The organism is Pseudomonas sp. B21-019, assembly GCF_024749225.1.
GTDB lineage: Bacteria > Pseudomonadota > Gammaproteobacteria > Pseudomonadales > Pseudomonadaceae > Aquipseudomonas.
Genome location: NZ_CP087193.1, coordinates 4,834,839 through 4,857,113 on the forward strand (window position 1 = coordinate 4,834,839; position 22,275 = coordinate 4,857,113).

Consider the following 22,275-nt stretch of genomic DNA (forward strand, 5'->3'; position numbering starts at 1 on the left):
AGTACGTCCATAACAAAAACTTAAGGAGACTTGAATGAACCTATCACTGCGTAAAGTTGCTCTGGCCACCGGCATCATGCTGCTCGCCGGCCAATTGATGGCCGAACCCAAACGCCCGGAATGCATCGCCCCGGCCTCGCCGGGCGGCGGTTTCGACCTCACCTGCAAACTGGCGCAAAGCGCGCTGGTCAACGAAAAACTGCTGACCAAACCGATGCGCGTGACCTACATGCCCGGCGGTGTCGGCGCGGTGGCGTACAACGCTGTGGTCGCTCAGCGCCCGGCCGATGCCGGTACGCTGGTGGCCTGGTCCAGCGGTTCGCTGCTGAACCTGGCGCAAGGCAAATTCGGGCGTTTCGATGAAAGCGCCGTGCGCTGGTTGGCGGCCGTTGGCACCAGTTATGGCGCCATCGCGGTGAAAAGCGATTCGCCCTACAAGACCCTGGACGATCTGGTCAAAGCCCTGAAGAAAGATCCGAGCTCGGTGGTGATCGGTTCCGGCGGTACTGTCGGCAGCCAGGACTGGATGCAAACCGCCCTGATCGCCAAGGCAGCAGGGATCAACCCGCGCGACCTGCGTTACGTCGCCCTCGAAGGCGGCGGTGAAATCGCCACCGCCCTGCTCGGCGGCCACATCCAGGTTGGCAGCACCGATATCTCCGACTCCATGCCACACATCCTGAGCGGTGACATGCGTCTGCTGGCGGTGTTCTCCGAGAAGCGTCTGGACGAGCCGGAAATGAAAGACATTCCGACCGCTAAAGAGCAGGGCTACAACATCGTCTGGCCGGTGGTTCGCGGCTTCTACCTCGGGCCAAAAGTCAGCGACGAAGACTACGCCTGGTGGAAAAACGCCTTCGACAAACTGCTGGCCTCCGAGGATTTCGCCAAGCTGCGCGATCAGCGTGAACTGTTCCCGTTCGCCATGACCGGCCCGGAGCTGGACACCTACGTGAAGAAGCAGGTCGCGGACTACAAAGTGCTGGCCAAAGAGTTCGGCCTGATCCAGTGATCGCCTCTGTCTAGCGGCTACGGCCCCGGTTCTCGGGGTCGTGGCCCAGGAGTTCCCCATGCTCATACAACGCATTTTTGCTTCGGTGCTGTTGCTGGCCTGTGTCGGCCTGGCGCTGATGGCGTGGCCGTATCAAGCGGCTTTTTCCTACGAACCGGTCGGGCCTCGCGCCTTCCCCCTGCTGATGCTCGGCCTGATGGGCCTGGCTTTGCTGTACATGGTGTTTCGGCCGGCACCGATCGTGCACAGCGATGACGACCCGAAACTGGACCGCGAAACCCTGATCAAGATCGGCATCTGCGTGGCGCTGTTGCTGGTGTTCGCCGGGGCCTTCGAACCCCTTGGTTTCATCGTCGCCAGCATTCTGATCGGGGTCCCGATGGCACGCCTGTATGGCGGCCGCTGGCTGCCCAGCGCGGTGATCATCAGCCTGATGGCCATCGGTCTTTATCTGCTGTTCGACAAGTTGATGGACGTGCCACTGCCGTTGGGCGTGCTCGACGTTCTGGAGAACTGATATGGATACTCTTGGCTATTTGGGTCAGGGCTTCGGCGTTGCGCTGAGCCCGTACAACCTGGTGACCGCACTGTGCGGCACCTTGATCGGCACCGTCGTCGGCCTGCTGCCGGGGCTGGGTCCGATCAACGGCGTGGCGTTGCTGATTCCGATTGCGTTCGCCCTCGGCCTGCCACCGGAGTCGGCGTTGATCCTGCTGGCGGCGGTGTACCTGGGTTGCGAATACGGCGGCCGGATCAGCTCGATCCTGCTGAACATTCCGGGCGAAGCCTCCACCGTCATGACCACCCTCGACGGTTACCCGATGGCCCGCAAGGGGCTGGCGGGTGTGGCACTGTCGCTGTCGGCGTGGAGTTCGTTCATCGGTGCCTTCATCGCGACTTGCGGCATGGTGCTGTTCGCCCCGTTGCTGGCGAAATGGGCGATTGCCTTCGGACCGGCGGAGTATTTCGTGCTGATGGTGTTTGCGATTGTCTGTCTCGGTGGCATGGCCGGCGACCGACCGCTCAAGACCTTCATTGCAGCGCTGATCGGTCTGTTTCTGTCGAGCGTCGGGATCGACGCCAACAGCGGCGTATACCGTTTCACCGGGGACAACATTCATCTGACGGACGGCATTCAGTTCGTCGTGCTGGTATTGGGCCTGTTCTCCATCAGCGAAATCCTGTTGCTGCTGGAAAAAACCCACCGTGGCCAGGAAGCGGTGAAAGCCACCGGGCGCATGATGTTCAACTTCAAGGAAGCCTCGGCGGTGTTCGTGGTGAACATCCGTTGCGGTTTGCTGGGCTTCATCATGGGCGTGTTGCCGGGTGCCGGCGCGACGCTGGCCAGCGCGGTGGCCTACATGACCGAGAAACGTATCGCCGGTGCCAAGGGCACTTTCGGCCAAGGCGACATGCGTGGCCTCGCGGCTCCGGAAACCGCCATCGGTGGCGCGGCCTGCGGTGCCCTGGTGCCGATGTTGACTCTTGGTGTTCCGGGTTCGGGTACCACGGCAGTGATGATCGGCGCACTGTCGCTGTACAACATCACCCCGGGTCCCCTGTTGTTCCAGCAGCAACCGGACATCGTCTGGGGCCTGATTGCGTCGTTGTTCATCGCCAACGTGATGTTGGTGATCCTCAATATCCCGATGATCCGCGTCTTCACCCGCATCCTCGCCGTGCCGAACTGGGCACTGGTGCCGGTGATCGCGATCATCACCGGGATCGGCGTCTACGCCGTACACGCTACAACCTTCGACCTGTTCCTGATGATCGGCATCGGCATCTTCGGCTACATCCTGCGCAAGCTGGACTTCCCGTTGTCGCCAGTGCTGCTGGGCTTCATCCTCGGTGGTCTGATGGAGCAGAACCTGCGCCGCGCGCTATCGATTTCCAACGGTGCTCTGGAAATCCTCTGGTCGAGCCCGATCACATTCGGTTGCTGGGTGCTGACTGCAATCATGTTGCTGATGCCACTGCTGCGCATCTGGCGCAAACGTTCGGTCGCCCGGCGCGCTATCGCCGATGTCTGATCGAACACCTTTCAAAGCCTGGTGGGGTACACCGCTGGTCGGTCTGCTGGGCGGTTATCTCGCCAGCCAGATCGGCTGGCCTCTACCGTGGATGGTCGGCTCGTTACTGGCGATTATCCTCGTCCGCTGCCTGACCCCCTGGCAATTGGCGGAAATCCCTGGCGGGCGCAAGTGCGGCCAGTGGGTTGTCGGCATCGGCATCGGCCTGCACTTCACCCCGGTGGTGATGGAGCAGGTGCTGAGCCACTTTGGTCTGATCTTCTTCGGTGCGTTAGTCACCAGCCTGTCCGCGGTGGTCGGGGTCTGGTTGATGCGGCGTACCGGCGAAGATCGCGCCACAGCGTTCTTTTCCAGCATGCCCGGTGGCTCCGGGGAGATGGTCAACCTCGGCGCCCGCAACGGCGCGGTGCTCAGCCGTGTTGCCGCGGGGCAAAGCTTGCGGGTGCTGGTGGTGGTGCTGTGTGTGCCGGCGGCGTTCAAATATCTGTTGGGCGACGGTGCGCCGGTCTTGCATGCTGCGACCGTCAACTGGTGGTGGCTGGCCCTTCTGTTCCCGGCGGGCGCCCTGGCCGCCTGGATCTGGGAGCGCCTGCGGCAACCCAACCCCTGGCTGTTCGGGCCGTTGCTGGTGAGTACGGCAGTGAGCATTGGTTGGGACCTGCACATCGGCCTGCCCAACGGCGGCAGTCAGATCGGCCAGTGGCTGATCGGCAGCGGGTTGGGCTGCCACTTCAATCGACAGTTCTTCCGACGGGCGCCGTCCTTCATGGGCCGGACCCTGATCGGCACGGTCTTGACCATGTTGATCGCCACGCTGGCGGCGCTGGGTTTGAGTGTATTGACCCATCTGGATCTGCGTTCGCTGACGCTGGGCATGATGCCCGGCGGGATTGCCGAGATGAGTTTGACGGCTGAGACCCTGCAATTGTCGGTGCCGCTGGTGACGGCGATGCAGGTGATGCGGCTGTTGTTCGTGTTGTTTTTGGCGGAGCCGTTGTTCAGGTATTGGGCCAAGCAGCCCTGAATGACAAAAAACGGAGGTTCAGCAGAGCATCTCATACTTGCTGCCGTAGAGTTTGCTACCATCTCTAGCTTCGGGAGAGGTTGAACCTATGCATATTCAAACGCTGAAGATACAAAACTTTCGTTGCTTCGAAACCGCAACCGTCGAATTCAATCTGCCCGATACCGAGAACCTGCAATATCCCAATGTGAATGTCTTGTTGGGGGACAACGGCCTGGGGAAGACTAGTGTTCTGCGAGCGGTGGCCTTAGCAGTTTTGAGTCCACTCCTCAGCGGCTCCTCTGGATTCGTCCCCGCAGGATTTATTCGGCAACATCCCCGCCCCCAAAATGCACCACTCCTCGATCTCACGAAGCATGAGCCAACCAGCATTGATGCAGGCATCATTTCAACGGTAGAAGAAAAAAACTCAAAAAAAACATCATGGTCCATGCCTGAACGGTATGCGATAAAAACGTCTATACGCGCTCTTAGCACCTCCGAGCGACTGACGTGGAATATCTCACCAAAAACGTCAATAGATGCCATCGAGCACATGCAGTTCGATGAACAATCCCCTGCATTTTTCATAGTCGGTTACGGGGCAACCCGGCGGGTGGAGAGTTCATCGCGGGTTGATGAGAGTGCTCGGACCAAGTCACGGGCTCGTCGATATGAACGCGTCGCCAGTCTATTTGAAGATCATGTGACGCTCATGCCGCTTTCTTATTGGCTTCCCGCGTTTGCAGAACAAAACAAAGGGCGATACACGCAAGTCATAAACTTGATTAACGATTTGCTTCCCGCAAAGTGCAAAATTCAAAAAACGGCAACCCAGACTCAGTATGGACGAGAACACCTATTCGAAATAAATGGCATTGCATTGCCTTTCGGAGCGTTATCGGATGGTTTCAGAGCCTATATCGGCTGGATCGGCGACATGCTGTTCCATGTCTGCCAAGGTGTAGCATCCGGATTAAAACTACGTGAAATGCGTGGAATAGTCATGGTCGACGAAATCGATCTGCACCTTCATCCCGAATGGCAGCGCAGCGTAGTTCCCACGCTGGCCAAGGCGCTCCCCAACGTTCAGTTCATTCTGACGACCCATAGTCCGCTGGTTGTCGGCTCATTGATGTCGCAAAACCTGTTTGTGCTGGCCGAGGAAAACGGCTCGACTATTGTCAAACGTCTGCCTGAACATGTACGTGGAAAAAGCGCAGAGCAAATTCTGCTGTCGCCTTATTTCGGCCTTGAAAGCACCCGGGCCACCCCCACCGCAACCGCCCTCAGTCAACTGGCGCGCAGTGCTGTTTCCGGAAATACCAAAGCGTCTGTCGACTACCTGAGAATTCTCGCCGAAGGCATGAGTTTCGAAGAAATGGCCGGACCTGATAAACCGAAGGCGACCGCAGCTCGACGCGCGCCCAAAAAGCCGTCGAGGCCGGCAAAATGATTCGTTACGCCATCTCAGAGTCTGACCTGATTGCATTGATCAACAGCGAAAAACCAAGCTGGATGGGTCGCGCCCAGCAACGAATCCAGAGCTATATCGCTGCGGGCGGCTATACCGATGACACGGATTTCTGGGGGGAGATCAAACAGGTCTACATTACGCTACAGCATGAAAAATGCGCGTACTGCGAAACCAAACTTCAAGGGGCGGTACTGGCGAGCAAAGTCCACGAAGTAGAACACTATCGACCCAAAAGTGAAGTCAAGGCGTGGCCCAACCACAACGTTGTTCACTGGAAAGACTTTACGCCTGCCTGGGCCACTGGGACAGCCAGCAACATCGGTTACTACAAGCTTGCGTACCATCCCCAGAACTATGCCATTGCTTGCACCCGCTGCAATTCGACACTTAAATCCAGCTATTTTCCGATTCGCGGTAACCGCGACACTCAGAACGGCAATCCGGCGAACATGCAGGGCGAGTCGGCATTGTTGCTCTATCCAGTTTCATTGACCGACCCCGACGACCCTCAAGACATCATCACCTTTGAAGGGGTGCTAGCAGTTCCAAAACACAGCGCCGGACCAGCCTACGAGCGTGCAGTCACCAATATCGAGTTCTTCCAACTTAACCATGAAGATCTCACTTCACGCAGGGCCGTAGAAATTAGGACACTTTGGTTAGCACTGCAAATGTCCAAAAACAACCCACAAGACAAGCAGATGTATGACGACACAATCTCATTGATGTGCGGTCCCGAAAGTCCGTTCAGTTCGTGCGTGTCAGCCTTTTTTGCACTCAGTCAATCCGACTATCCAGCTGCGGAAACGATGGCAAGATTCATCATAAAAGCGTTGTTAACGAAACAATCGCTAACACCCTGATTCCTGCGACCTGGACAATCAGCCATCAAAGCCGCTCAAACCGGCGGCAAGCGCCACTCAATCGGCGTCTCGCCATTCTGTTCCAGAAACTTGTTCGCCCGACTGAAATGCCCGCAGCCGAGGAAGCCGCGATAAGCGGACAGCGGCGACGGGTGGACCGACGTCAGTACCAGGTGTTTGGTGGCATCGATGAGTTTCTGCTTGCTCTGGGCATGCGCCCCCCACAGCAGGAACACCAGATGTGGCTGGTGCTCGCTGACCACTTCGATAATCCGGTCGGTAAAATACTGCCAGCCCTTGCCTGCATGGGCGTTGGCATTCGCTCGTTCCACGGTCATGGTGGTGTTGAGCATCAACACGCCCTGCTCCGCCCAACTCTGCAGGTAGCCGTGGTTGGGGATGTCGATGTTCAGGTCGCGTTTCAACTCTTTATAGATGTTCACCAGCGACGGCGGCGCCGGTACGCCCGGTTGCACCGAGAAGCACAACCCATGGGCCTGACCGGGGCCGTGGTATGGATCCTGCCCGAGGATGACCACCTTGACCTTGTCCAGCGGCGTGGAATTGAGCGCGTTGAAAATCAACGGTCCCGGCGGATAGATCTCCTTGCCCGCCGCGCGCTCCTGTTGCAGGAATGTGCGCAACTCTGCCATGTAAGGCTGGTCGAATTCGGCACGCAGGGCCTCCTTCCAGCTCGGTTCGAGTTTGATACGGTCGTCAGCAGTCATGGTTACATCCGGCAAAAACAATGGGGCGAACCCTAGGAAAGCCCATCACGCTTGTCAATTGATCTGACGCAGATCCGGCATTTTCCTATAGAGCGATCATACTGAACGCTCAAATTCCCGATCGAGGTCATGATGAATCTGCACTTCGAAGAACTCACCGGCACCGACGGCGCACGCATCGGCATCGCCAGCCTGGATGCCGAAAAGTCCCTCAACGCCCTCTCCTTGCCGATGATCAACGCCTTGCGCGATCAACTGGACGCCTGGGCCAAGGAACCACAGATCGTTTGTGTACTGCTGCGCGGCAATGGCGACAAGGCCTTTTGCGCTGGCGGTGAAGTGCGCAGTCTGGTGGAAGCGTGTCGCGCCCATCCCGGGGAAGTACCGCCCTTGGCTGCGCACTTCTTCGCGGCAGAATATCGCCTCGACTTCAAGTTGCACACCTACCCGAAACCGTTGATCTGCTGGGGTCATGGTTACGTGTTGGGTGGCGGCATGGGGCTGCTGCAAGGGGCGGGCATTCGGGTTGTCACGCCGAGCAGCCGGTTGGCGATGCCGGAGATTGGCATCGGCTTGTACCCGGACGTCGGCGCCAGTTGGTTTCTGTCGCGGCTGCCCGGCAAGCTCGGGTTGTTTCTCGGCCTGACCGGCGCCTGGATGAACGGTCGCGATGCGATCGATCTGGACCTGGCCGATCGCTTTTTGCTCGACGAACAACAGCAAGAGCTGATCGAAGGCTTGCTGCAATTGAACTGGCAGGAACAGACCGCCATGCAGCTCAACAGCCTGCTCAAGGCCTTGCAACAAGAAGCACTCGTAAAAATGCCGGAAGCGCAGTGGCTGCCACGACGCCAGCAGATCGACGAGTTGCTGGATGTCAGCGATGTTCGTTGTGCCTGGAAGGCCATCAGTGCGCTACGCGTTCATAAAGACCCGCTGCTCAGTCGTGCGGCCTGCACCATGATCGAAGGCTCACCCCTGACCGCTCATCTGGTGTGGGAACAGATCGCCCGCGCCCGGCACCTGTCACTGGCTCAAGTCTTTCAGATGGAATACACCATGAGCCTCAATTGCTGCCGTCATCCGGAATTCAGCGAGGGCGTGCGTGCGCGGTTGATCGACAAGGACCAGAAACCTCACTGGCACTGGCCGGATATCAATACGGTGCCGGAAGCTGCGGTGGAAGCGCATTTTCACAAGGTCTGGGAAGGTCGGCATCCGTTGGCGGATCTGTCGGAATACTGATATCCAGGCACAAAAAAGCGGCGCTTCATGCGCCGCTTTCTATTGAGGAGTTAGCGACGGCCGCCTCGGCCATCGTTATCGCCATGATCGCCTCTTCCGCCATGGTGATCCCGTCCACTGTGGCCCCGAGAATCGTCGTTCCAGTTGCCGCGACTATGGCCGCCCCAACCGTCGCGACGACCATCCCAACCACCGCGGTCATGACGGTCCCATCCGCGATTCTGGTTGCCGCGGTAGTCGTAATAGCGCGGTGCCGGTTGATAAACCCGCGGCTGGTAGTAATAACGTGGCGATGGCTGGTAATACCGTGCAGGCGGCGAGTAGTACCTGCGCGGAGCTGTGTAGTAACCACCATCGGAGTAATACGGCGCCGGGGACGTGTAGACATCCGAGCGGTAGTAGCTGTCGCCATCGGAATAGGGCACGCACGCACCAAGAAACAATCCCGATAGAACGATCAGCAGAATATGGCGGAGCTGTTTTCGACAGAGCATGGCGGCCTCCTGGACCGCGAGTGAGCCATACCAGCGACGCTGGCAGGCGACAGTCAATTGTTCGGCGACTGTCGAAAGATCAGACAGTGAAATCGGGATCTGGTGCGTTTCTGCAACACGTAGAAACAAGTAGCCGATGAAAGGTTTTTCATCCTGCGCAAAAGAAAACGGCGCCTCCGCAAGACGGACGCGCCGTTGTATTCATGAGCTGATTAATGGTGCCAGCGATTGTATCCACCGCCGTAATGACCAGGTCCGTGTCCACCGTAGTAATAATAGCGATAGCCACCGTAAACACGCGGCCCGTAATAGCCGCCGTAATAGTAAGGCGAGTAATAGCCGGGGTAGTAATAAGGTGCCGGATAAGCATCGGCAGGACCTACGTAGTAGTAACACCCGGACAGACCCAAACCAAAAAACACACTGAGCAGTATTTGGCGGAGCTTTTTCTGACAGAACATGGAGGCCTCCTGAAAGACCTGCAACGGCAGTCGAGTCACACCTGTTTTGACTTTAAAACAGGCTCCGAGTGCCTGATCGCATCGACCTTCAGATCAGCGGCTAGCCGTCCTTCTACGGTGCATGCCCATGCGCAGCGCACCATGACAAGGCAAAGCGCCCTGTCCCTTTGATCTCCCCCCACCCTTCCATGCCCCAGCCAGAGCGCTCAAGCCAACTTGGCACGGCTCTCGCTTAACCAAAGGCGTGCAGGAGTCATCACAGGTTCGCGGCACCACAATTTGCAATGGCTGACTAGGGTTCCGGCTCGCAATCGCGAGTGACTGGTCCGAGAGTTGGCGACCTCCAGTTGAGGTTACACGGCGGGACAAAAGCCCGGGAGACAAGCCACCGTTCGCGGTGCCGCTGCCTTCCTGTCCGCCCTTGATCAACTGGAGAACCATCCCATGTCCCGACTTCGTTTACCCGCCCTGTTCGCCGCTGCTTTTGCAGCTCTTGTAAGTGTCTCGTCCCAGGCCGCACAGAAAGACCATTTCAGCGTCTGCTGGACTATCTACGCCGGCTGGATGCCCTGGGAATATGCCGGCAGCCAGGGCATCGTCGACAAATGGGCGAAAAAGTACGGCATCAAGATTGATGTGGTGCAGCTCAACGACTACGTCGAATCCATCAACCAATACACCGCCGGCCAATTCGACGGCTGCACCATGACCAACATGGACGCGCTGACCATTCCGGCTGCCGGTGGCGTCGACAGCACGGCGCTGATCGTCAGCGACTTCTCCAATGGCAACGACGGCATCGTGCTTAAAGGCGAAGGCAAGAAAGTCGCTGACCTCAAAGGCATGGACGTCAATCTGGTTGAGCTGTCTGTCTCCCATTACCTGTTGGCCCGTGCTCTGGATTCGGTAGACCTCACCGAGAAAGACCTGAAAGTGGTCAACACCTCCGACGCCGACATCTCCGCCGCGTTCAACACCGAACAGGTCAACGCCGTCACCACCTGGAACCCGATGCTCTCGGACATCAAGGCCAAGCCTGCGGTGACCGAAGTGTTCAATTCCAGCCAGATCCCCGGCGAAATCATGGACATGATGGTGGTCAACAGCGCCACCCTCAAAGACAACCCGGCCCTGGGTAAAGCCCTGACCGGCGCCTGGTTCGAAGTGGTTGAGTTGATGAACGCGAAAAACGCCGCCAGCCAAGCCGCCCTCGAACACATGGCCAAAGCCTCGGGTACTGACCTGGCCGGTTTCCAGGCGCAACTCGACACCACCAAACTGTTCGCCACGCCCAAAGAAGCCCTGGCGTTCTCCACCAGCAAGCAACTGCCCGACACCATGCGCAAGGTCGCCGAGTTCTCGTTCCAGCACGGCTTGCTGGGTGAAGGTGCCAAGGACACCAGCGCCATCGGCATGGCCTTCGCCAATGGCGTGACCAGCGGCGATAAAGGCAACCTCAAGCTGCGCTTCGACCCGACTTACGTGCAGATGGCCGCCGACGCCAAGCTGTAAGACAGGAGGAGCTGGCCATGCGCCTGATCAATCGCCACCCGGATCGCCCGAGTCGCCTGCTGTTGGTGATCCTGCCGTTCGCCCTGGTGCTGTTCGCCTACTTCATGGGCTCGGCCGAACGGCTGATGGACAACCCCAACGACAAACTGCTGCCCAGTGCCGTGCAGATGACCGACGCGGTGAAGCGCCTGGCCTTCACCGCCGACACCCGCACCGGTGAATACCTGCTCTGGCAAGACACCGCCTCCAGCCTGCGGCGGTTGGCCATCGGCCTCGGCATCAGTGCGTTGGCCGGGCTGTGCCTGGGCATCGCCGCCGGTACGCTGCCGCTGTTTGGCGCACCGTTGTCGCCCGTGCTGACGGTGCTGTCGATGGTGCCGCCGCTGGCGATTCTGCCGATTCTGTTCATCGTGTTCGGGTTGGGAGAGTTGTCGAAAGTGATGCTGATCGTGATCGGCATCACTCCGTGCCTGGCCCGTGATCTGGAACAGCGCGCCCGGGAAATTCCTGTGGAATTGCTGATCAAGGCGCAGACCCTCGGTGCTTCAACCTGGACTCTGATGCTGCGTGTGGTGCTGCCGCAATTGCTGCCGCGCCTGCTGATCTCGTTGCGACTGATGCTCGGCTCGGCGTGGTTGTTTTTGATCGCCGCCGAAGCCATCGCCTCCACGGACGGTTTGGGTTACCGGATCTTCCTGGTGCGCCGCTACCTGGCGATGGACGTGATTCTGCCCTACGTGGTGTGGATCACCCTACTCGCCTGGCTGATGGACTGGGGCCTCAAGCGCCTGACCCAACGGGCCTTTCCCTGGCACCAAGGTGCCTCCAAATGAGTTATGAAGGGGCGCGGGCATGAGCTTCATCACAGTGAAAAACGTCTGGCAGCAATACGCCGATCAAGTGGTGCTTGAAGGGCTGAACCTGAGCGTCAACGAAGGTGAGTTTTGCACCTTGGTCGGCGCGTCAGGTTGCGGCAAATCGACCTTCCTGCGGCTATTGCTCGGCCAGGAACGCGCCAGTCGCGGCGAGATTCTGTTGGACGGTCAGGCATTGGCTGGCGAACCGGATTCGAGCCGTGGCGTGGTGTTCCAGCGCTACTCGGTGTTCCCGCACCTGACCGTGCTGGACAACGTCGCCCTCGGCCTCGAACTCCCGCGCTCGCCATTACTGGGGCGGTTGTTCGGCAGCGCTAAAAAAGAGGCACGCGAACACGCCTCAGTGTTGCTGCACAAAGTCGGTCTCGGTCACTCGCTGGACAAGTACCCGGCGCAACTCTCCGGTGGCATGCAACAACGGCTGGCGATTGCCCAGGCATTGATCATGAAGCCGCGGGTCTTGCTCCTCGACGAACCGTTCGGCGCCCTCGATCCGGGCATCCGCAAAGACATGCACAGCCTGCTGCTGGAGCTGTGGCGCGAGACGCAACTGACGGTGTTCATGGTCACCCACGACCTGTCCGAAGGTTTCAGTCTCGGCACCCGTTTGCTGGTGTTCGACAAGGTCCGTGTCGACCCGCACGCCCCCGGCGCCTATGGCGCACGCATCACCTACGACATCCCTTTGAACAGCGACCGCCGCGCCAACCGCGCCGCCGTCGACGCCCTGCCAGCTCAGTTGGCAGGCACGCTTCGTATCGCTTAGAGGAATCTGCATATGACTGATTCGACCCAACTGTTCCCGCCGTTCGCCGAAGAAATGCTCCCCGGCGGCGGCCATCGTTCATTCGTCCTGAAACGCGGCCAATTGCTGCGCCTGACTGACCTGCGCGGCGGTGCCAACGTCAGCCTGACGTTGCTCAACGCCAACGAAAAAACCGAACGCCTGAACCTGCCCGACAGCCTCAAATGCCAACACACCGCCAAGCTCACCAGCGGCCATTGCCTGTACTCGGACATGGGTCGCGTGCTGGCGGCCATCACCGCCGACACCTGTGGCTGGAGCGACAGCCTCGGCGGCGTGCTCTGCGCTGAAGAAGTCGCACAAAAATATGGCCAGGGCCGCTATCAGGAACTGCGCAACGGCTTCTTCCGCAACGGCACCGACAACTTGTTGGTGGAGCTGGGCAAGTGGGGACTGGGCCTGTCCGACCTGCTGATGACGCTCAACCTGTTCAGCCGGGTGAACGTCGATGAGGCTGGCCGCTTCCACTTCGTCGAAGGCAATTCCAAGGCCGGTGATTACATCGAGTTGTACGCGCCGATGGACACCCTGGTGGTACTCACCGCGTTGCAACACCCGATGGATCCGTCGCCGGAATACGCACCGAAACCGCTGAAGCTGAGCTGGATGAACGCCGATGCCAGCGTCGCCGAACACTGCCGCACCTCGCGCCCGGAAAACGAGCGCGGCTTCATCAACACCGACCGTCTGTTCGCCTGAGGATCGCTGCCATGTCACTCGCTATCGCCACCGCCCACAAGCAACCAGAAACAGCGGTCTACCGCGCCACCATCCCGGCCGGTGAACCCTGGCTGATGGAGGTCAAGGCCGGCCAGACCCTGCGTATCCTCGACCTGGAAGGCAATCAGGCGGTCGACACTTTGTTCTACAGCCTTGCCAATCCCAGGGAACGCTATGACGTGCAACGCACGTTGCGTCGGCAGAACAGCGTCTACCTGAGCACTGGCAGCGTGCTCTATTCCAACCTCGGCAAGCCAATGCTGACCATCGTCGAAGACACCTGCGGGCGTCACGACACCCTCGGCGGTGCCTGCGCACAAGAGAGCAACACCGTGCGTTACGCCCTGGAAAAACGCTACATGCACAGCTGCCGCGACAACTACCTGCGCGCCTGCGCCCACGACGGGCGCCTGGGTAAGGGCGACATCGGGCCGAACATCAATTTCTTCATGAATGTGCCGGTGACGGCCGATGGCGGGCTGACGTTTGAAGACGGGATTTCAGCGCCCGGCAAATACGTCGACCTGCGCGCCGAGATGGACGTGATCGTGCTGATCTCCAACTGCCCGCAACTGAACAACCCGTGCAACGCCTACAACCCCACGCCTGCGGAGCTTTTGGTATGGAACTGAAACTTGCGCGTTTGCGGCGGTGGTTGTTTGCCCTGTGTCAGGCCCGCTCCGGCCAGTGCCTCAAACAACGCTGATCCCTGTGGCGAGGGAGCTTGCTCCCGCTGGGTCGCGAAGCGGCCCCAAACCCTGCTATCGCGCTATGTCTGACGGACCACAGCAGCAGGTTTTGCGACTGCTGCGCAGCCGAGCGGGACGGTGCGGCGATCCGACAAGCTCCCTCGCCACAAAAAAGCGTGAATTTTGTTCATCCGGGACGGCCCGGGTGCATCTCGAAAAACTGCGGGACGGCCCGCATCCCAGGTCGAGGCTGATGCGCTATCGCCTCCAGGGGTTATGCCATGTTCAAAAAAGTCCTCATCGCCAACCGTGGCGCCATTGCCTGCCGCATTCTGCGGACCCTGCGAGAGTTGCAGGTCAAGGGCGTCGCGGTTTACTCCGAAGCCGACGCCGCCAGCCTGCATATCCTGCAAGCCGATGAAGCCCACAGCCTGGGCGAAGGCGCGGCGGCCGGCACTTACCTTGCCGTGGACAAAATCCTCGCCATCGCCAAATCCACCGGCGCTACGGCGATCCATCCCGGCTACGGATTCCTCTCGGAAAACGCCGCGTTCGCCGAGGCCTGCGAAGCAGCCAATATCGCCTTCATCGGCCCCACGCCTGAGCAACTGCGCGTGTTTGGCCTCAAACACACCGCCCGCGCCCTGGCCAAACAACACGGCGTGCCGATGCTCGAAGGCACCGAACTGCTCGACAGCCTTGACGCGGCATTGATCGCCGGCGAACAGGTCGGCTACCCGGTGATGCTCAAAAGCACCGCCGGCGGTGGCGGCATCGGTATGCGCGTGTGCCGCAGCGCCGCCGAATTGGGCGAATCCTTCGAAGCGGTCAAACGCCTCGGGCAGAACAACTTCAGCGACGCCGGTGTGTTCATCGAGAAGTACATCCAGCGCGCGCGACATCTGGAAGTGCAGGTGTTCGGCGACGGCCAGGGCGAGGTGATTGCCCTCGGCGTGCGCGACTGCTCGGTACAACGGCGCAACCAGAAAGTCCTTGAAGAAACCCCGGCACCCAACCTGCCCGACGGCATGGCCGAAGCGCTCTGCCTTGCCGCGATCAAACTCGCCAAGGCAGTGAATTACCGCAGCGCCGGCACCGTGGAGTTCGTCTTCGACAGTGACGCCCAGCGTTTCTATTTTCTTGAAGTGAACACCCGTTTGCAGGTGGAGCACGGTGTCACCGAGCAAGTGTGGGGCGTGGATCTGGTGCGCTGGATGGTGGAACTGGCGGCCGGAGATTTACCGCCATTGAACGCATTGAGCCAAGGCTTGAAAGCCGACGGCCACGCGATCCAGGCAAGGCTCTACGCCGAAGATCCGGGGCGGGATTTTCAACCGAGCCCCGGCCTGCTGACGGCGGTAAGTTTCCCCGTCGCCGATGGCAAACACCTGCGCATCGACACGTGGGTCGAGGCCGGTTGCGAGATCCCGCCGTACTTCGACCCGATGATTGCCAAGGTCATCCGCTGGGCGCCGACTCGCGAAGAAGCCCGCGCCGATCTGCTTCAAACCCTGGGCGACAGCCTGCTGTACGGGGTGGAAACCAACCGTGATTACCTGCGGCAAATTCTGCTCGATGTGCCCTTTACCAGCGGCCAGCCGTGGACCCGTTGCCTGGAAGCGCTGGTCTACCAGGCCAACACCTTTGAGGTGATCAGCGCCGGCACCCAGACCAGCGTTCAGGATTATCCGGGGCGTCTCGGTTACTGGGCGGTCGGCGTGCCGCCGTCGGGGCCGATGGACAACCGAGCGTTGCGTTTGGGCAACCTTTTGCTGGGTAACGACGAGGGTGCTGCAGCGCTGGAAATCACCATGAGCGGGCCGATGTTGCGCTTCAATTGTGATGCGGTTGTGGCGGTGACCGGTGCGCAGATTCCATTGACGCTGAACGGCGAAGCGGCGCCGATGAACACCTCGCTGCTGGTTCCGGCCGGTGCCACAGTGCATCTCGGCACAATCACCGGTGCAGGCGCTCGCAGCTATCTGTGCCTGCGCGGCGGCCTGCAAGTGCCGGATTATCTGGGCAGCAAAAGCACCTTCACCCTCGGTCAGTTCGGTGGCCATGGCGGTCGTGCGTTGCGGGCCGGGGACGTGTTGCATGTACCAGCCTTGATCGACCGTAGCGCGGGTATTCAATTGCCTGACGAACAGGTCACCGAGTTACCGGCGGTGCGGCAAATCCGGGTGATCTACGGCCCCCATGGCGCGCCGGAATACTTCACCGAACACTACATCGGCACGTTCTTCGCCACCCAATGGGAAGTGCATTTCAACTCCAGCCGCACCGGTGTGCGCCTGATCGGGCCGAAGCCGGAATGGGTGCGGGCCGATGGGGGTGAGGCGGGACTGCATCCGTCGAATATTCATGACAATCCGTATGCCATTGGCGCGGTGGATTTCACCGGTGATATGCCGGTGATCCTCGGTCCCGATGGTCCGAGCCTCGGTGGGTTTGTCTGCCCGGTGACGGTGATCGAAGCGGATCTTTGGCAGCTCGGGCAACTGAAGGCTGGAGACAAGGTGCAGTTCCAACCGGTCGATCTCGAGACCGCCCGTAACCTCGCCTTGAAATGGGATTCCTGTGGGAGCTGGCTTGCCTGCGATGAGGCCCGATCAGACACCGCATCAGCTTCATCGCAGGCAAGCCAGCTCCCACAGGGGGTTGTGTCGCCTGTGATGCTGGATATCGGCCAGGGAGATACACGGTTGGTCGCCCGGTTGTCGGGGGATACTCACCTGTTACTGGAAATCGGCGCACCTGAACTGGACCTGGTCCTGCGCTTCCGCGCCCACGCGCTGATGCAGGCATTGGAAGGCAAACGCCTGCACGGGGTAATCGACCTGACGCCGGGCATCCGTTCGCTGCAAGTGCACTACCAACCGGAGCAACTGCCGCTCGCCGATCTGCTGGGCATCGTCGCCGGTGAGTGGGACGCCGTGTGCGCCGCCAAAGACTTGCAGGTTCCCTCGCGCATCGTGCACCTGCCGCTGTCCTGGGATGACCCGGCTTGCCAGTTGGCCATCGAGAAATACATGACCACCGTGCGCAAGGACGCCCCATGGTGCCCGAGCAATCTGGAGTTCATCCGGCGCATCAACGACCTGCCGAACCTCGACGAAGTGCAGCGCACGGTGTTCGACGCCAGCTATCTGGTGATGGGGCTGGGCGATGTCTACCTCGGCGCTCCGGTCGCCACCCCGCTCGACCCACGGCATCGTCTGGTCACCACCAAATACAACCCGGCCCGCACCTGGACCGCCGAAAACTCGGTAGGCATCGGTGGCGCCTATATGTGCGTGTACGGCATGGAAGGCCCCGGTGGTTATCAATTCGTCGGCCGGACCTTGCAGATGTGGAATCGCTACCGCGAGGTCGCCGCGTTCGATGGCAAACCGTGGCTGCTGCGGTTCTTCGATCAAATCCGCTTCTACCCGGTAAGCGCCGACGAACTGCTGCGCATTCGACGGGATTTCCCGCTCGGGCACTTCGCGCTGAACATCGAGCACAGTCAGTTGAACCTGGCGGATTACCAGGCGTTTCTGGCGAAGGAAGCCAACAGCATTGCGGCGTTTCGAGATCAGCAAAAAGGTGCGTTCAACGCCGAGCGCGAGCGCTGGATTGCCAGCGGTCAGGCGCATTTCGACAGTGAAGAACCGGCGCCGCAAGTGACCGAAGAGGCACTGTTGGCCGACGGTCAGCAGAGCATCGACAGCCACATCGCCGGCAACCTCTGGCAGGTTCAGGTGGAGGTCGGCAGCCAAGTGGTCGCCGGAGATGTGCTAGTGATTCTGGAGTCGATGAAGATGGAAATCCCGCTGCTCGCGCCCATGGCCGGTGTGGTGCGCGAGATTCGTGTGCAACCAGGCTCGCCAGTGCGCGCCGGACAACGCGTCGTGGTGCTGGAACTCGACTGAAGCCATTTCAACAAGGATCTGAACCATGAACATCAATCTGCAACTCGACGCCCTGCGCAACGCTTACCGTGATGGCCACATCACGCCTCGGCAATTGCTGCCGAGCCTGCGGGAAAAAGCCGCGGCGCTGAACCCGGACTATCACTTGTTCATCCATTTACTCAGCGCGGAGGAACTGGAACCGTACCTCGCCGCCCTCGATGGTCGTGACCCAGGCAGCCTGCCGCTGTACGGCGTGCCGTTCGCGATCAAGGACAATATCGATCTGGCGGGCATTCCGACCACCGCGGCGTGCCCGGCGTTTGCCTACGTGCCGGAGCGTTCGGCGACCATCGTCGAGCAACTGCTGGCGCTGGGCGCGATCCCGCTGGGCAAGACCAATCTCGACCAGTTCGCCACCGGCCTCAACGGCAGCCGCTCGCCGTATGGCGCTTGCCCGAACAGCGTGTTGCCGGAATATCCGTCGGGCGGTTCCAGCGCCGGCTCTTCACTGGCGGTGGCGCTCGGCGTGGCGAGTTTTGCCCTGGGCACCGACACCGCAGGTTCCGGACGCGTACCGGCGGCGCTGAACAATCTGGTCGGTTTGAAAGCCACCAAAGGGCTGATCTCCACGGCCGGGGTGGTTCCGGCCTGTCGCACGCTCGATTGCGTCACGACCTTTACGGCCACGGCTCGGGAAGCCAGTCAGTTGTTGGCACTGACCGCTCATCTCGACCCACGGGATGAATACAGCCGCAGCAATCCGCTGTGGAATGACGGCTCGGCCTTCGGCACGCCGCGCGCGTTTCGTTTCGGTGTGCCCCGTGCGCAGGACCTGGCGTTCTTCGGCTGCCCTGAAGGCCCGTTGTTGTTTGGCGACGCCATCGACCAGCTTAAAGCCCTAGGCGGTGAAGCGGTCGAACTGGATTTGTCGCCCTTCCTTGAAGCGGCGCGGTTGCTCTACGAAGGGCCATGGGTGGCCGAGCGTTACAGCGTGGCCGGCAAATTGATGGAGCAAAATCCTCAAGCCGTATTGCCAGTGATTCGTGCCGTGCTGGCCAAGGCCCCGGCAGTGACCGGCGTGCAAACCTTCCGCGCCCACTACCGACTGCAAGCCTTGAAGGCGCTGTGCGACAGAGTATTGGAGGGCCTCGACTGCGTGCTGACGCCAACCATTGGCCGTCCGGTGACATTGGCGGAACTTGCCGCCGAACCGGTACTGCGCAACTCGGAACTGGGCTACTACACCAACTTCATGAACCTGCTCGATTACGCTGCCGTCGCCGTGCCCAGCGGATTGATGGGCAATGGTTTGCCATGGGGCGTGACCTTGTTTGGTCGCGCGTTTACCGATCAGTATCTGTTGAGCGTGGCAGATGCCCTGCAACGTCAGCAGGGCCTGGCGTCACCCGCACCGGCCGCCATCGCGCACAATGACCGGGCACGACTGGTGGTCTGCGGCGCGCACCTGGAGGGGCTGGCGCTGAACTGGCAACTCAAACAGCGTGGAGCGCGGCTGGTAGAAACAACTCAGAGCTCTCCCGACTATCAGCTGTATGCCTTGGCCGGCGGCCCACCGTATCGCCCCGGCATGGTCCGCGTTAAAGAGGGCGGCGTGGCGATTGCGGTGGAAGTCTGGGAATTGCCGAGCAGTGAATTGGGTTCGTTCCTGACCGGGATTCCGGCACCGCTGGGGCTGGGCAAGGTGCAACTGGCGGATGGGCGTTGGGAGAGCGGGTTTATCTGTGAGCCGTATGGGTTGGACGGGGCGGTGGAAATCAGTCATTTGGGCGGGTGGCGGGCGTATTTGAAAAGCCTGGGTTGATCGCCTGATCACCGGCAAGACTCCTTCAGGAATGTGCGGGCGTTAGCTTGCACATGGCGGCTTGCGGGACGATCATGCGCAGCTCGGGCCAAGCAAACCGGCCATTACCGAATGCCCCTTTCATGAATAAGCCTGATCTCTGCCCGGCCTGCGGCGCCTCCAACGACTGCAGCCTGGCCGACCCACGAACCGTCGATCGTGCCTGCTGGTGCTACGGCGTCAGCATCGACCCGGCGGTGTTCGAAACGCTGCCGGCCGAGCTGCGCGACAAGTCCTGCCTGTGCCCGGCCTGCGCCCGGGTCGAGGCGCAGTTGCAAGCAGCCGCCTGGCCGATCACGTAACATACACAGCCCTTTTCCCACCGATCCCTGGCCATGCGCGTTGACCGTTTCCTCAGCAACCTGCCCCGCTTCAACCGCAAGCAGGTACGCCTGTTGCTGGTGGAAAAGCGCGTCAGGGTCGACGGAAACATCGTCAGCGACCCTCACGCCGAGGTTCTCGAGTTCAGCCGGGTGGAAGTCGACGACGAAGTGCTGCAGGTCGGCAAACCGGCCCGCTACTTCATGCTGCACAAACCGCCCGGTTGCGTCAGTGCCACCCGCGACCCGCAACACTCGACGGTGCTCGACCTGATCCATGAAGCGGACAAGGATGACCTGCACATCGCCGGTCGCCTGGACTTCAACACCACCGGCCTGATGCTGATCACCAACGACGGCACCTGGTCGCGACGCCTGACCCAGCCGCAGACCAAACTGCCCAAGGTCTACTACGTCGAGACGGAGCAGGAGATCACTGCCGACTACGCGATCACATTCGCCAAAGGCCTGTACTTCGCCTTCGAAGACCTCACAACCCAACCTGCCGAACTGGTCTTGCTCGGGGCAAAATCGGCGCGCCTGAGCATCGTCGAGGGCCGTTATCATCAGGTAAAACGGATGTTCGGCCACTTCGACAACAAGGTATTGCGCCTGCACCGCGAACGCATGGGGCCGCTGCTGCTCGACGACGCGCTGAAGCCCGGCGAATACCGGCCGTTGAGCGTCGAAGAGATCCGATTGATCTAAGCCGACGACCGCTCAGCAGAAGTTGTCGAACATTTTTCGAAAGATACTTGCGCGATGACGTGACCCCTGCTTGAATCAGGACGTCGGCGCGAAATGTGACCGACGAGTCACCAAAACTACTCTAAGAAACTTTTTGCCGGCAGAGAACCCTCAGGTTCCGCCTTCCCCCGGCAAACTGCCCGCTTATAACAATACCCGTCGACCGGCCTGCAATGGATCGACATGGGCCTTCAAAAATTCCAGGCGTATGCCTACCTGTCACAAAGCTCGTGCAATCTGATTTGCGCGCATACCCGCTTGCCAGGAGTCTTATGTCATGAGGCCAGAAATCGCTGTGCTGGATATACAGGGTCAGTATCGGGTTTACACGGAGTTCTATCGCGCAGACGCCGCAGAAAAGACCATCATTCTGGTCAACGGCTCGATGTCCACGACTGCGTCGTTTGCCCAAACCGTGAAAAACCTTTATCCGCAGTTCAATGTGGTGTGCTACGACCAGCCCTACGCGGGCAAGTCCAAGGCCCACAACCTGCATGAGAAAATGCTGACCAAGGAAATCGAAGGGCAGATCCTCCTGGAGCTGATCGACCACTTCGCGGCAGAACACGTGCTGTCGTTTTCCTTTGGTGGCGCCGCCACGCTCGTCGCCCTCGCCCACCGGCCACGGCGCATCGAAAAGGCTGTGATCAGTTCGTTCTCGCCGGTGGTCAACGAGCACATGCTCGACTACCTTCAGCGCGGTGTCGATTACCTCGGCAACCGGGACGGTGACCGCGTCGGCCATCTGGTGAACAGCACCATCGGCAAACACCTGCCTTCGCTGTTCAAGCGCTTCAACCACCGTCACGTCAGCTCGTTGGCCGAACACGAATACGGGCAGATGCACTTTCACATCAGCGACGTGCTCAACAGCGACCGCAACTGCTACCTGAACGCGGCAAAGAAAATCAATGTGCCAGTGCTGTTCATGAACGGCGAATGGGACGAGTACACCGCCCCCGCCGATGCCAGGCTGTTCGCCGGCCATGTGCAACACAGCACCTTCAGCACCCTTCAGGCCACCGGCCACTTCCTCGACATGGAACATAAAACTGCCTGCCAAGACAGCCGTAACGCATTGCTGGGCTTCCTGAAGCCGACGCAACACGAAAGCCGGCCGCGTTACCACTACGTCCAGGACCACCATGCATTGGCAATCTGAAACAGAGTCATCGCGAGCAAGCCCCGCCCTACTGTGTTGAACGCACTCCCGTAGGCGCGAGGCTTGCCCGCGAATGACCGCCAAGCGGTCCCTGTTTGTGTTTCACCCGGCGCTAAAGCCATCGCGCATAAAGAAAAACTTCAAATCCGCGCTCACATCTGGTACAAAGTCAGCCGCTCTGAGCGGGTGTCGTATAATGGCATTACTCCAGCTTCCCAAGCTGATAACGAGGGTTCGATTCCCTTCACCCGCTCCAATCAGATTTCAGTCTCACGTCGTTTTTTGACGGGGGATGCAGGTAAAAAAAACCGGCATTGATGGCCGGTTTTTTTGTGCCTGGGGTTTGGTGGAATCGGGCTATGAGGCATCTCC

20 protein-coding genes, 1 tRNA gene and 1 riboswitch are annotated in these 22,275 nt (G+C 60.0%); of the genes, 18 read left to right on the top strand and 3 right to left on the bottom strand.

Annotated elements, in window-relative coordinates:
- Nucleotides 1–34 precede the first annotated feature (34 nt).
- From LOY36_RS21505 to LOY36_RS21530, 6 genes are all read left to right on the top strand, one after another.
- Nucleotides 35–1,012: a tripartite tricarboxylate transporter substrate binding protein gene (locus LOY36_RS21505; RefSeq protein WP_019647978.1), complete on the top strand. Its 978-nt coding sequence runs from the start codon at nucleotides 35–37 to the stop codon at nucleotides 1,010–1,012.
- Between the two features lie 58 nt (nucleotides 1,013–1,070).
- Entirely contained in the window at nucleotides 1,071–1,529 is a 459-nt protein-coding gene (locus tag LOY36_RS21510) for a tripartite tricarboxylate transporter TctB family protein (RefSeq protein WP_018926792.1), read from the top strand.
- Nucleotide 1,530: 1 nt separating this feature from the next.
- Nucleotides 1,531–3,045, top strand: a complete 1,515-nt coding sequence (locus LOY36_RS21515) for a tripartite tricarboxylate transporter permease (RefSeq protein WP_007941428.1) — start codon at nucleotides 1,531–1,533, stop codon at nucleotides 3,043–3,045.
- Nucleotides 3,038–4,069: an AbrB family transcriptional regulator gene (locus LOY36_RS21520; protein WP_258670812.1), complete on the top strand. Its 1,032-nt coding sequence runs from the start codon at nucleotides 3,038–3,040 to the stop codon at nucleotides 4,067–4,069. Before LOY36_RS21515 ends, LOY36_RS21520 begins: the two co-directional genes overlap by 8 nt.
- A gap of 88 nt (nucleotides 4,070–4,157) precedes the next feature.
- Nucleotides 4,158–5,504: an AAA family ATPase gene (locus tag LOY36_RS21525; protein ID WP_258670814.1), complete on the top strand. Its 1,347-nt coding sequence runs from the start codon at nucleotides 4,158–4,160 to the stop codon at nucleotides 5,502–5,504.
- A complete protein-coding gene (locus tag LOY36_RS21530; RefSeq protein ID WP_258670817.1) occupies nucleotides 5,501–6,388 on the top strand; it encodes a hypothetical protein in 888 nt (295 codons plus the stop codon). Before LOY36_RS21525 ends, LOY36_RS21530 begins: the two co-directional genes overlap by 4 nt.
- A gap of 35 nt (nucleotides 6,389–6,423) precedes the next feature.
- Here LOY36_RS21530 and ung read toward each other — a convergent pair whose 3' ends face one another.
- Nucleotides 6,424–7,116: a uracil-DNA glycosylase gene (gene ung / locus LOY36_RS21535; protein ID WP_007941426.1), complete on the bottom strand. Its 693-nt coding sequence runs from the start codon at nucleotides 7,114–7,116 to the stop codon at nucleotides 6,424–6,426.
- Between the two features lie 132 nt (nucleotides 7,117–7,248).
- Between ung and LOY36_RS21540 the strand changes: the two genes are divergently transcribed.
- Nucleotides 7,249–8,361, top strand: coding sequence for an enoyl-CoA hydratase/isomerase family protein (locus LOY36_RS21540; protein WP_258670821.1), 1,113 nt, complete (start codon nucleotides 7,249–7,251; stop codon nucleotides 8,359–8,361).
- A 50-nt stretch (nucleotides 8,362–8,411) separates the two neighbouring features.
- Here the strand turns inward: LOY36_RS21540 and LOY36_RS21545 are convergent, their stop codons facing one another.
- Nucleotides 8,412–8,855, bottom strand: coding sequence for a hypothetical protein (locus LOY36_RS21545; protein WP_258670826.1), 444 nt, complete (start codon nucleotides 8,853–8,855; stop codon nucleotides 8,412–8,414).
- Between the two features lie 212 nt (nucleotides 8,856–9,067).
- Entirely contained in the window at nucleotides 9,068–9,316 is a 249-nt protein-coding gene (locus tag LOY36_RS21550) for a hypothetical protein (protein WP_019647972.1), read from the bottom strand.
- Between the two features lie 281 nt (nucleotides 9,317–9,597).
- A riboswitch (guanidine-I (ykkC/yxkD leader) is annotated at nucleotides 9,598–9,698 on the top strand.
- Between the two features lie 62 nt (nucleotides 9,699–9,760).
- Between LOY36_RS21550 and LOY36_RS21555 the strand changes: the two genes are divergently transcribed.
- The 11 genes from LOY36_RS21555 (at nucleotide 9,761) to LOY36_RS21605 (ending at nucleotide 22,159) form a co-directional block, all read left to right on the top strand.
- On the top strand, nucleotides 9,761–10,828 hold the full coding sequence (locus LOY36_RS21555; RefSeq protein WP_258670828.1) for a putative urea ABC transporter substrate-binding protein: 1,068 nt from the start codon (nucleotides 9,761–9,763) through the stop codon (nucleotides 10,826–10,828).
- Between the two features lie 17 nt (nucleotides 10,829–10,845).
- Nucleotides 10,846–11,661, top strand: coding sequence for an ABC transporter permease (locus LOY36_RS21560; protein ID WP_019580859.1), 816 nt, complete (start codon nucleotides 10,846–10,848; stop codon nucleotides 11,659–11,661).
- A 19-nt stretch (nucleotides 11,662–11,680) separates the two neighbouring features.
- Nucleotides 11,681–12,469: an ABC transporter ATP-binding protein gene (locus tag LOY36_RS21565; RefSeq protein ID WP_258670831.1), complete on the top strand. Its 789-nt coding sequence runs from the start codon at nucleotides 11,681–11,683 to the stop codon at nucleotides 12,467–12,469.
- A gap of 12 nt (nucleotides 12,470–12,481) precedes the next feature.
- Nucleotides 12,482–13,207 carry an urea amidolyase associated protein UAAP1 gene (locus LOY36_RS21570; protein ID WP_096479655.1) on the top strand — a complete coding sequence of 242 codons (726 nt, stop codon included), beginning with the start codon at nucleotides 12,482–12,484 and terminating at the stop codon, nucleotides 13,205–13,207.
- 11 nt (nucleotides 13,208–13,218) lie between these two features.
- Nucleotides 13,219–13,860 (top strand): urea amidolyase associated protein UAAP2, encoded by a 642-nt coding sequence (locus LOY36_RS21575; RefSeq protein ID WP_019580862.1) that lies wholly within the window; start codon nucleotides 13,219–13,221, stop codon nucleotides 13,858–13,860.
- Between the two features lie 338 nt (nucleotides 13,861–14,198).
- The gene (gene uca / locus LOY36_RS21580) at nucleotides 14,199–17,831 is read left to right on the top strand and encodes an urea carboxylase (RefSeq protein WP_258670836.1); all 3,633 of its coding nucleotides are present in this window, start codon (nucleotides 14,199–14,201) and stop codon (nucleotides 17,829–17,831) included.
- A gap of 25 nt (nucleotides 17,832–17,856) precedes the next feature.
- Nucleotides 17,857–19,635, top strand: coding sequence for an allophanate hydrolase (gene atzF / locus LOY36_RS21585; RefSeq protein WP_258670839.1), 1,779 nt, complete (start codon nucleotides 17,857–17,859; stop codon nucleotides 19,633–19,635).
- A gap of 122 nt (nucleotides 19,636–19,757) precedes the next feature.
- A complete protein-coding gene (locus tag LOY36_RS21590; protein ID WP_019580865.1) occupies nucleotides 19,758–19,976 on the top strand; it encodes a cysteine-rich CWC family protein in 219 nt (72 codons plus the stop codon).
- Nucleotides 19,977–20,009: 33 nt separating this feature from the next.
- Nucleotides 20,010–20,702 (top strand): pseudouridine synthase, encoded by a 693-nt coding sequence (locus tag LOY36_RS21595; protein WP_258670842.1) that lies wholly within the window; start codon nucleotides 20,010–20,012, stop codon nucleotides 20,700–20,702.
- A gap of 316 nt (nucleotides 20,703–21,018) precedes the next feature.
- A complete protein-coding gene (locus tag LOY36_RS21600) occupies nucleotides 21,019–21,903 on the top strand; it encodes an alpha/beta fold hydrolase (RefSeq protein WP_019647962.1) in 885 nt (294 codons plus the stop codon).
- Nucleotides 21,904–22,085: 182 nt separating this feature from the next.
- Nucleotides 22,086–22,159 (top strand) — tRNA-Gly (locus tag LOY36_RS21605).
- Nucleotides 22,160–22,275 lie beyond the last annotated feature (116 nt).

Excerpts from the sequence above, each read along its gene's own strand:
- LOY36_RS21505 (WP_019647978.1), top strand. The coding sequence starts at position 35 with ATGAACCTATCACTGCGTAAAGTTGCTCTGGCCACCGGCATCATGCTG.
- LOY36_RS21510 (WP_018926792.1), top strand. The coding sequence starts at position 1,071 with ATGCTCATACAACGCATTTTTGCTTCGGTGCTGTTGCTGGCCTGTGTC.
- LOY36_RS21515 (WP_007941428.1), top strand. The coding sequence starts at position 1,531 with ATGGATACTCTTGGCTATTTGGGTCAGGGCTTCGGCGTTGCGCTGAGC.
- LOY36_RS21520 (WP_258670812.1), top strand. The coding sequence starts at position 3,038 with ATGTCTGATCGAACACCTTTCAAAGCCTGGTGGGGTACACCGCTGGTC.
- LOY36_RS21525 (WP_258670814.1), top strand. The coding sequence starts at position 4,158 with ATGCATATTCAAACGCTGAAGATACAAAACTTTCGTTGCTTCGAAACC.
- LOY36_RS21530 (WP_258670817.1), top strand. The coding sequence starts at position 5,501 with ATGATTCGTTACGCCATCTCAGAGTCTGACCTGATTGCATTGATCAAC.
- ung (WP_007941426.1), bottom strand. The coding sequence starts at position 7,116 with ATGACTGCTGACGACCGTATCAAACTCGAACCGAGCTGGAAGGAGGCC.
- LOY36_RS21540 (WP_258670821.1), top strand. The coding sequence starts at position 7,249 with ATGAATCTGCACTTCGAAGAACTCACCGGCACCGACGGCGCACGCATC.
- LOY36_RS21545 (WP_258670826.1), bottom strand. The coding sequence starts at position 8,855 with ATGCTCTGTCGAAAACAGCTCCGCCATATTCTGCTGATCGTTCTATCG.
- LOY36_RS21550 (WP_019647972.1), bottom strand. The coding sequence starts at position 9,316 with ATGTTCTGTCAGAAAAAGCTCCGCCAAATACTGCTCAGTGTGTTTTTT.
- LOY36_RS21555 (WP_258670828.1), top strand. The coding sequence starts at position 9,761 with ATGTCCCGACTTCGTTTACCCGCCCTGTTCGCCGCTGCTTTTGCAGCT.
- LOY36_RS21560 (WP_019580859.1), top strand. The coding sequence starts at position 10,846 with ATGCGCCTGATCAATCGCCACCCGGATCGCCCGAGTCGCCTGCTGTTG.
- LOY36_RS21565 (WP_258670831.1), top strand. The coding sequence starts at position 11,681 with ATGAGCTTCATCACAGTGAAAAACGTCTGGCAGCAATACGCCGATCAA.
- LOY36_RS21570 (WP_096479655.1), top strand. The coding sequence starts at position 12,482 with ATGACTGATTCGACCCAACTGTTCCCGCCGTTCGCCGAAGAAATGCTC.
- LOY36_RS21575 (WP_019580862.1), top strand. The coding sequence starts at position 13,219 with ATGTCACTCGCTATCGCCACCGCCCACAAGCAACCAGAAACAGCGGTC.
- uca (WP_258670836.1), top strand. The coding sequence starts at position 14,199 with ATGTTCAAAAAAGTCCTCATCGCCAACCGTGGCGCCATTGCCTGCCGC.
- atzF (WP_258670839.1), top strand. The coding sequence starts at position 17,857 with ATGAACATCAATCTGCAACTCGACGCCCTGCGCAACGCTTACCGTGAT.
- LOY36_RS21590 (WP_019580865.1), top strand. The coding sequence starts at position 19,758 with ATGAATAAGCCTGATCTCTGCCCGGCCTGCGGCGCCTCCAACGACTGC.
- LOY36_RS21595 (WP_258670842.1), top strand. The coding sequence starts at position 20,010 with ATGCGCGTTGACCGTTTCCTCAGCAACCTGCCCCGCTTCAACCGCAAG.
- LOY36_RS21600 (WP_019647962.1), top strand. The coding sequence starts at position 21,019 with ATGAGGCCAGAAATCGCTGTGCTGGATATACAGGGTCAGTATCGGGTT.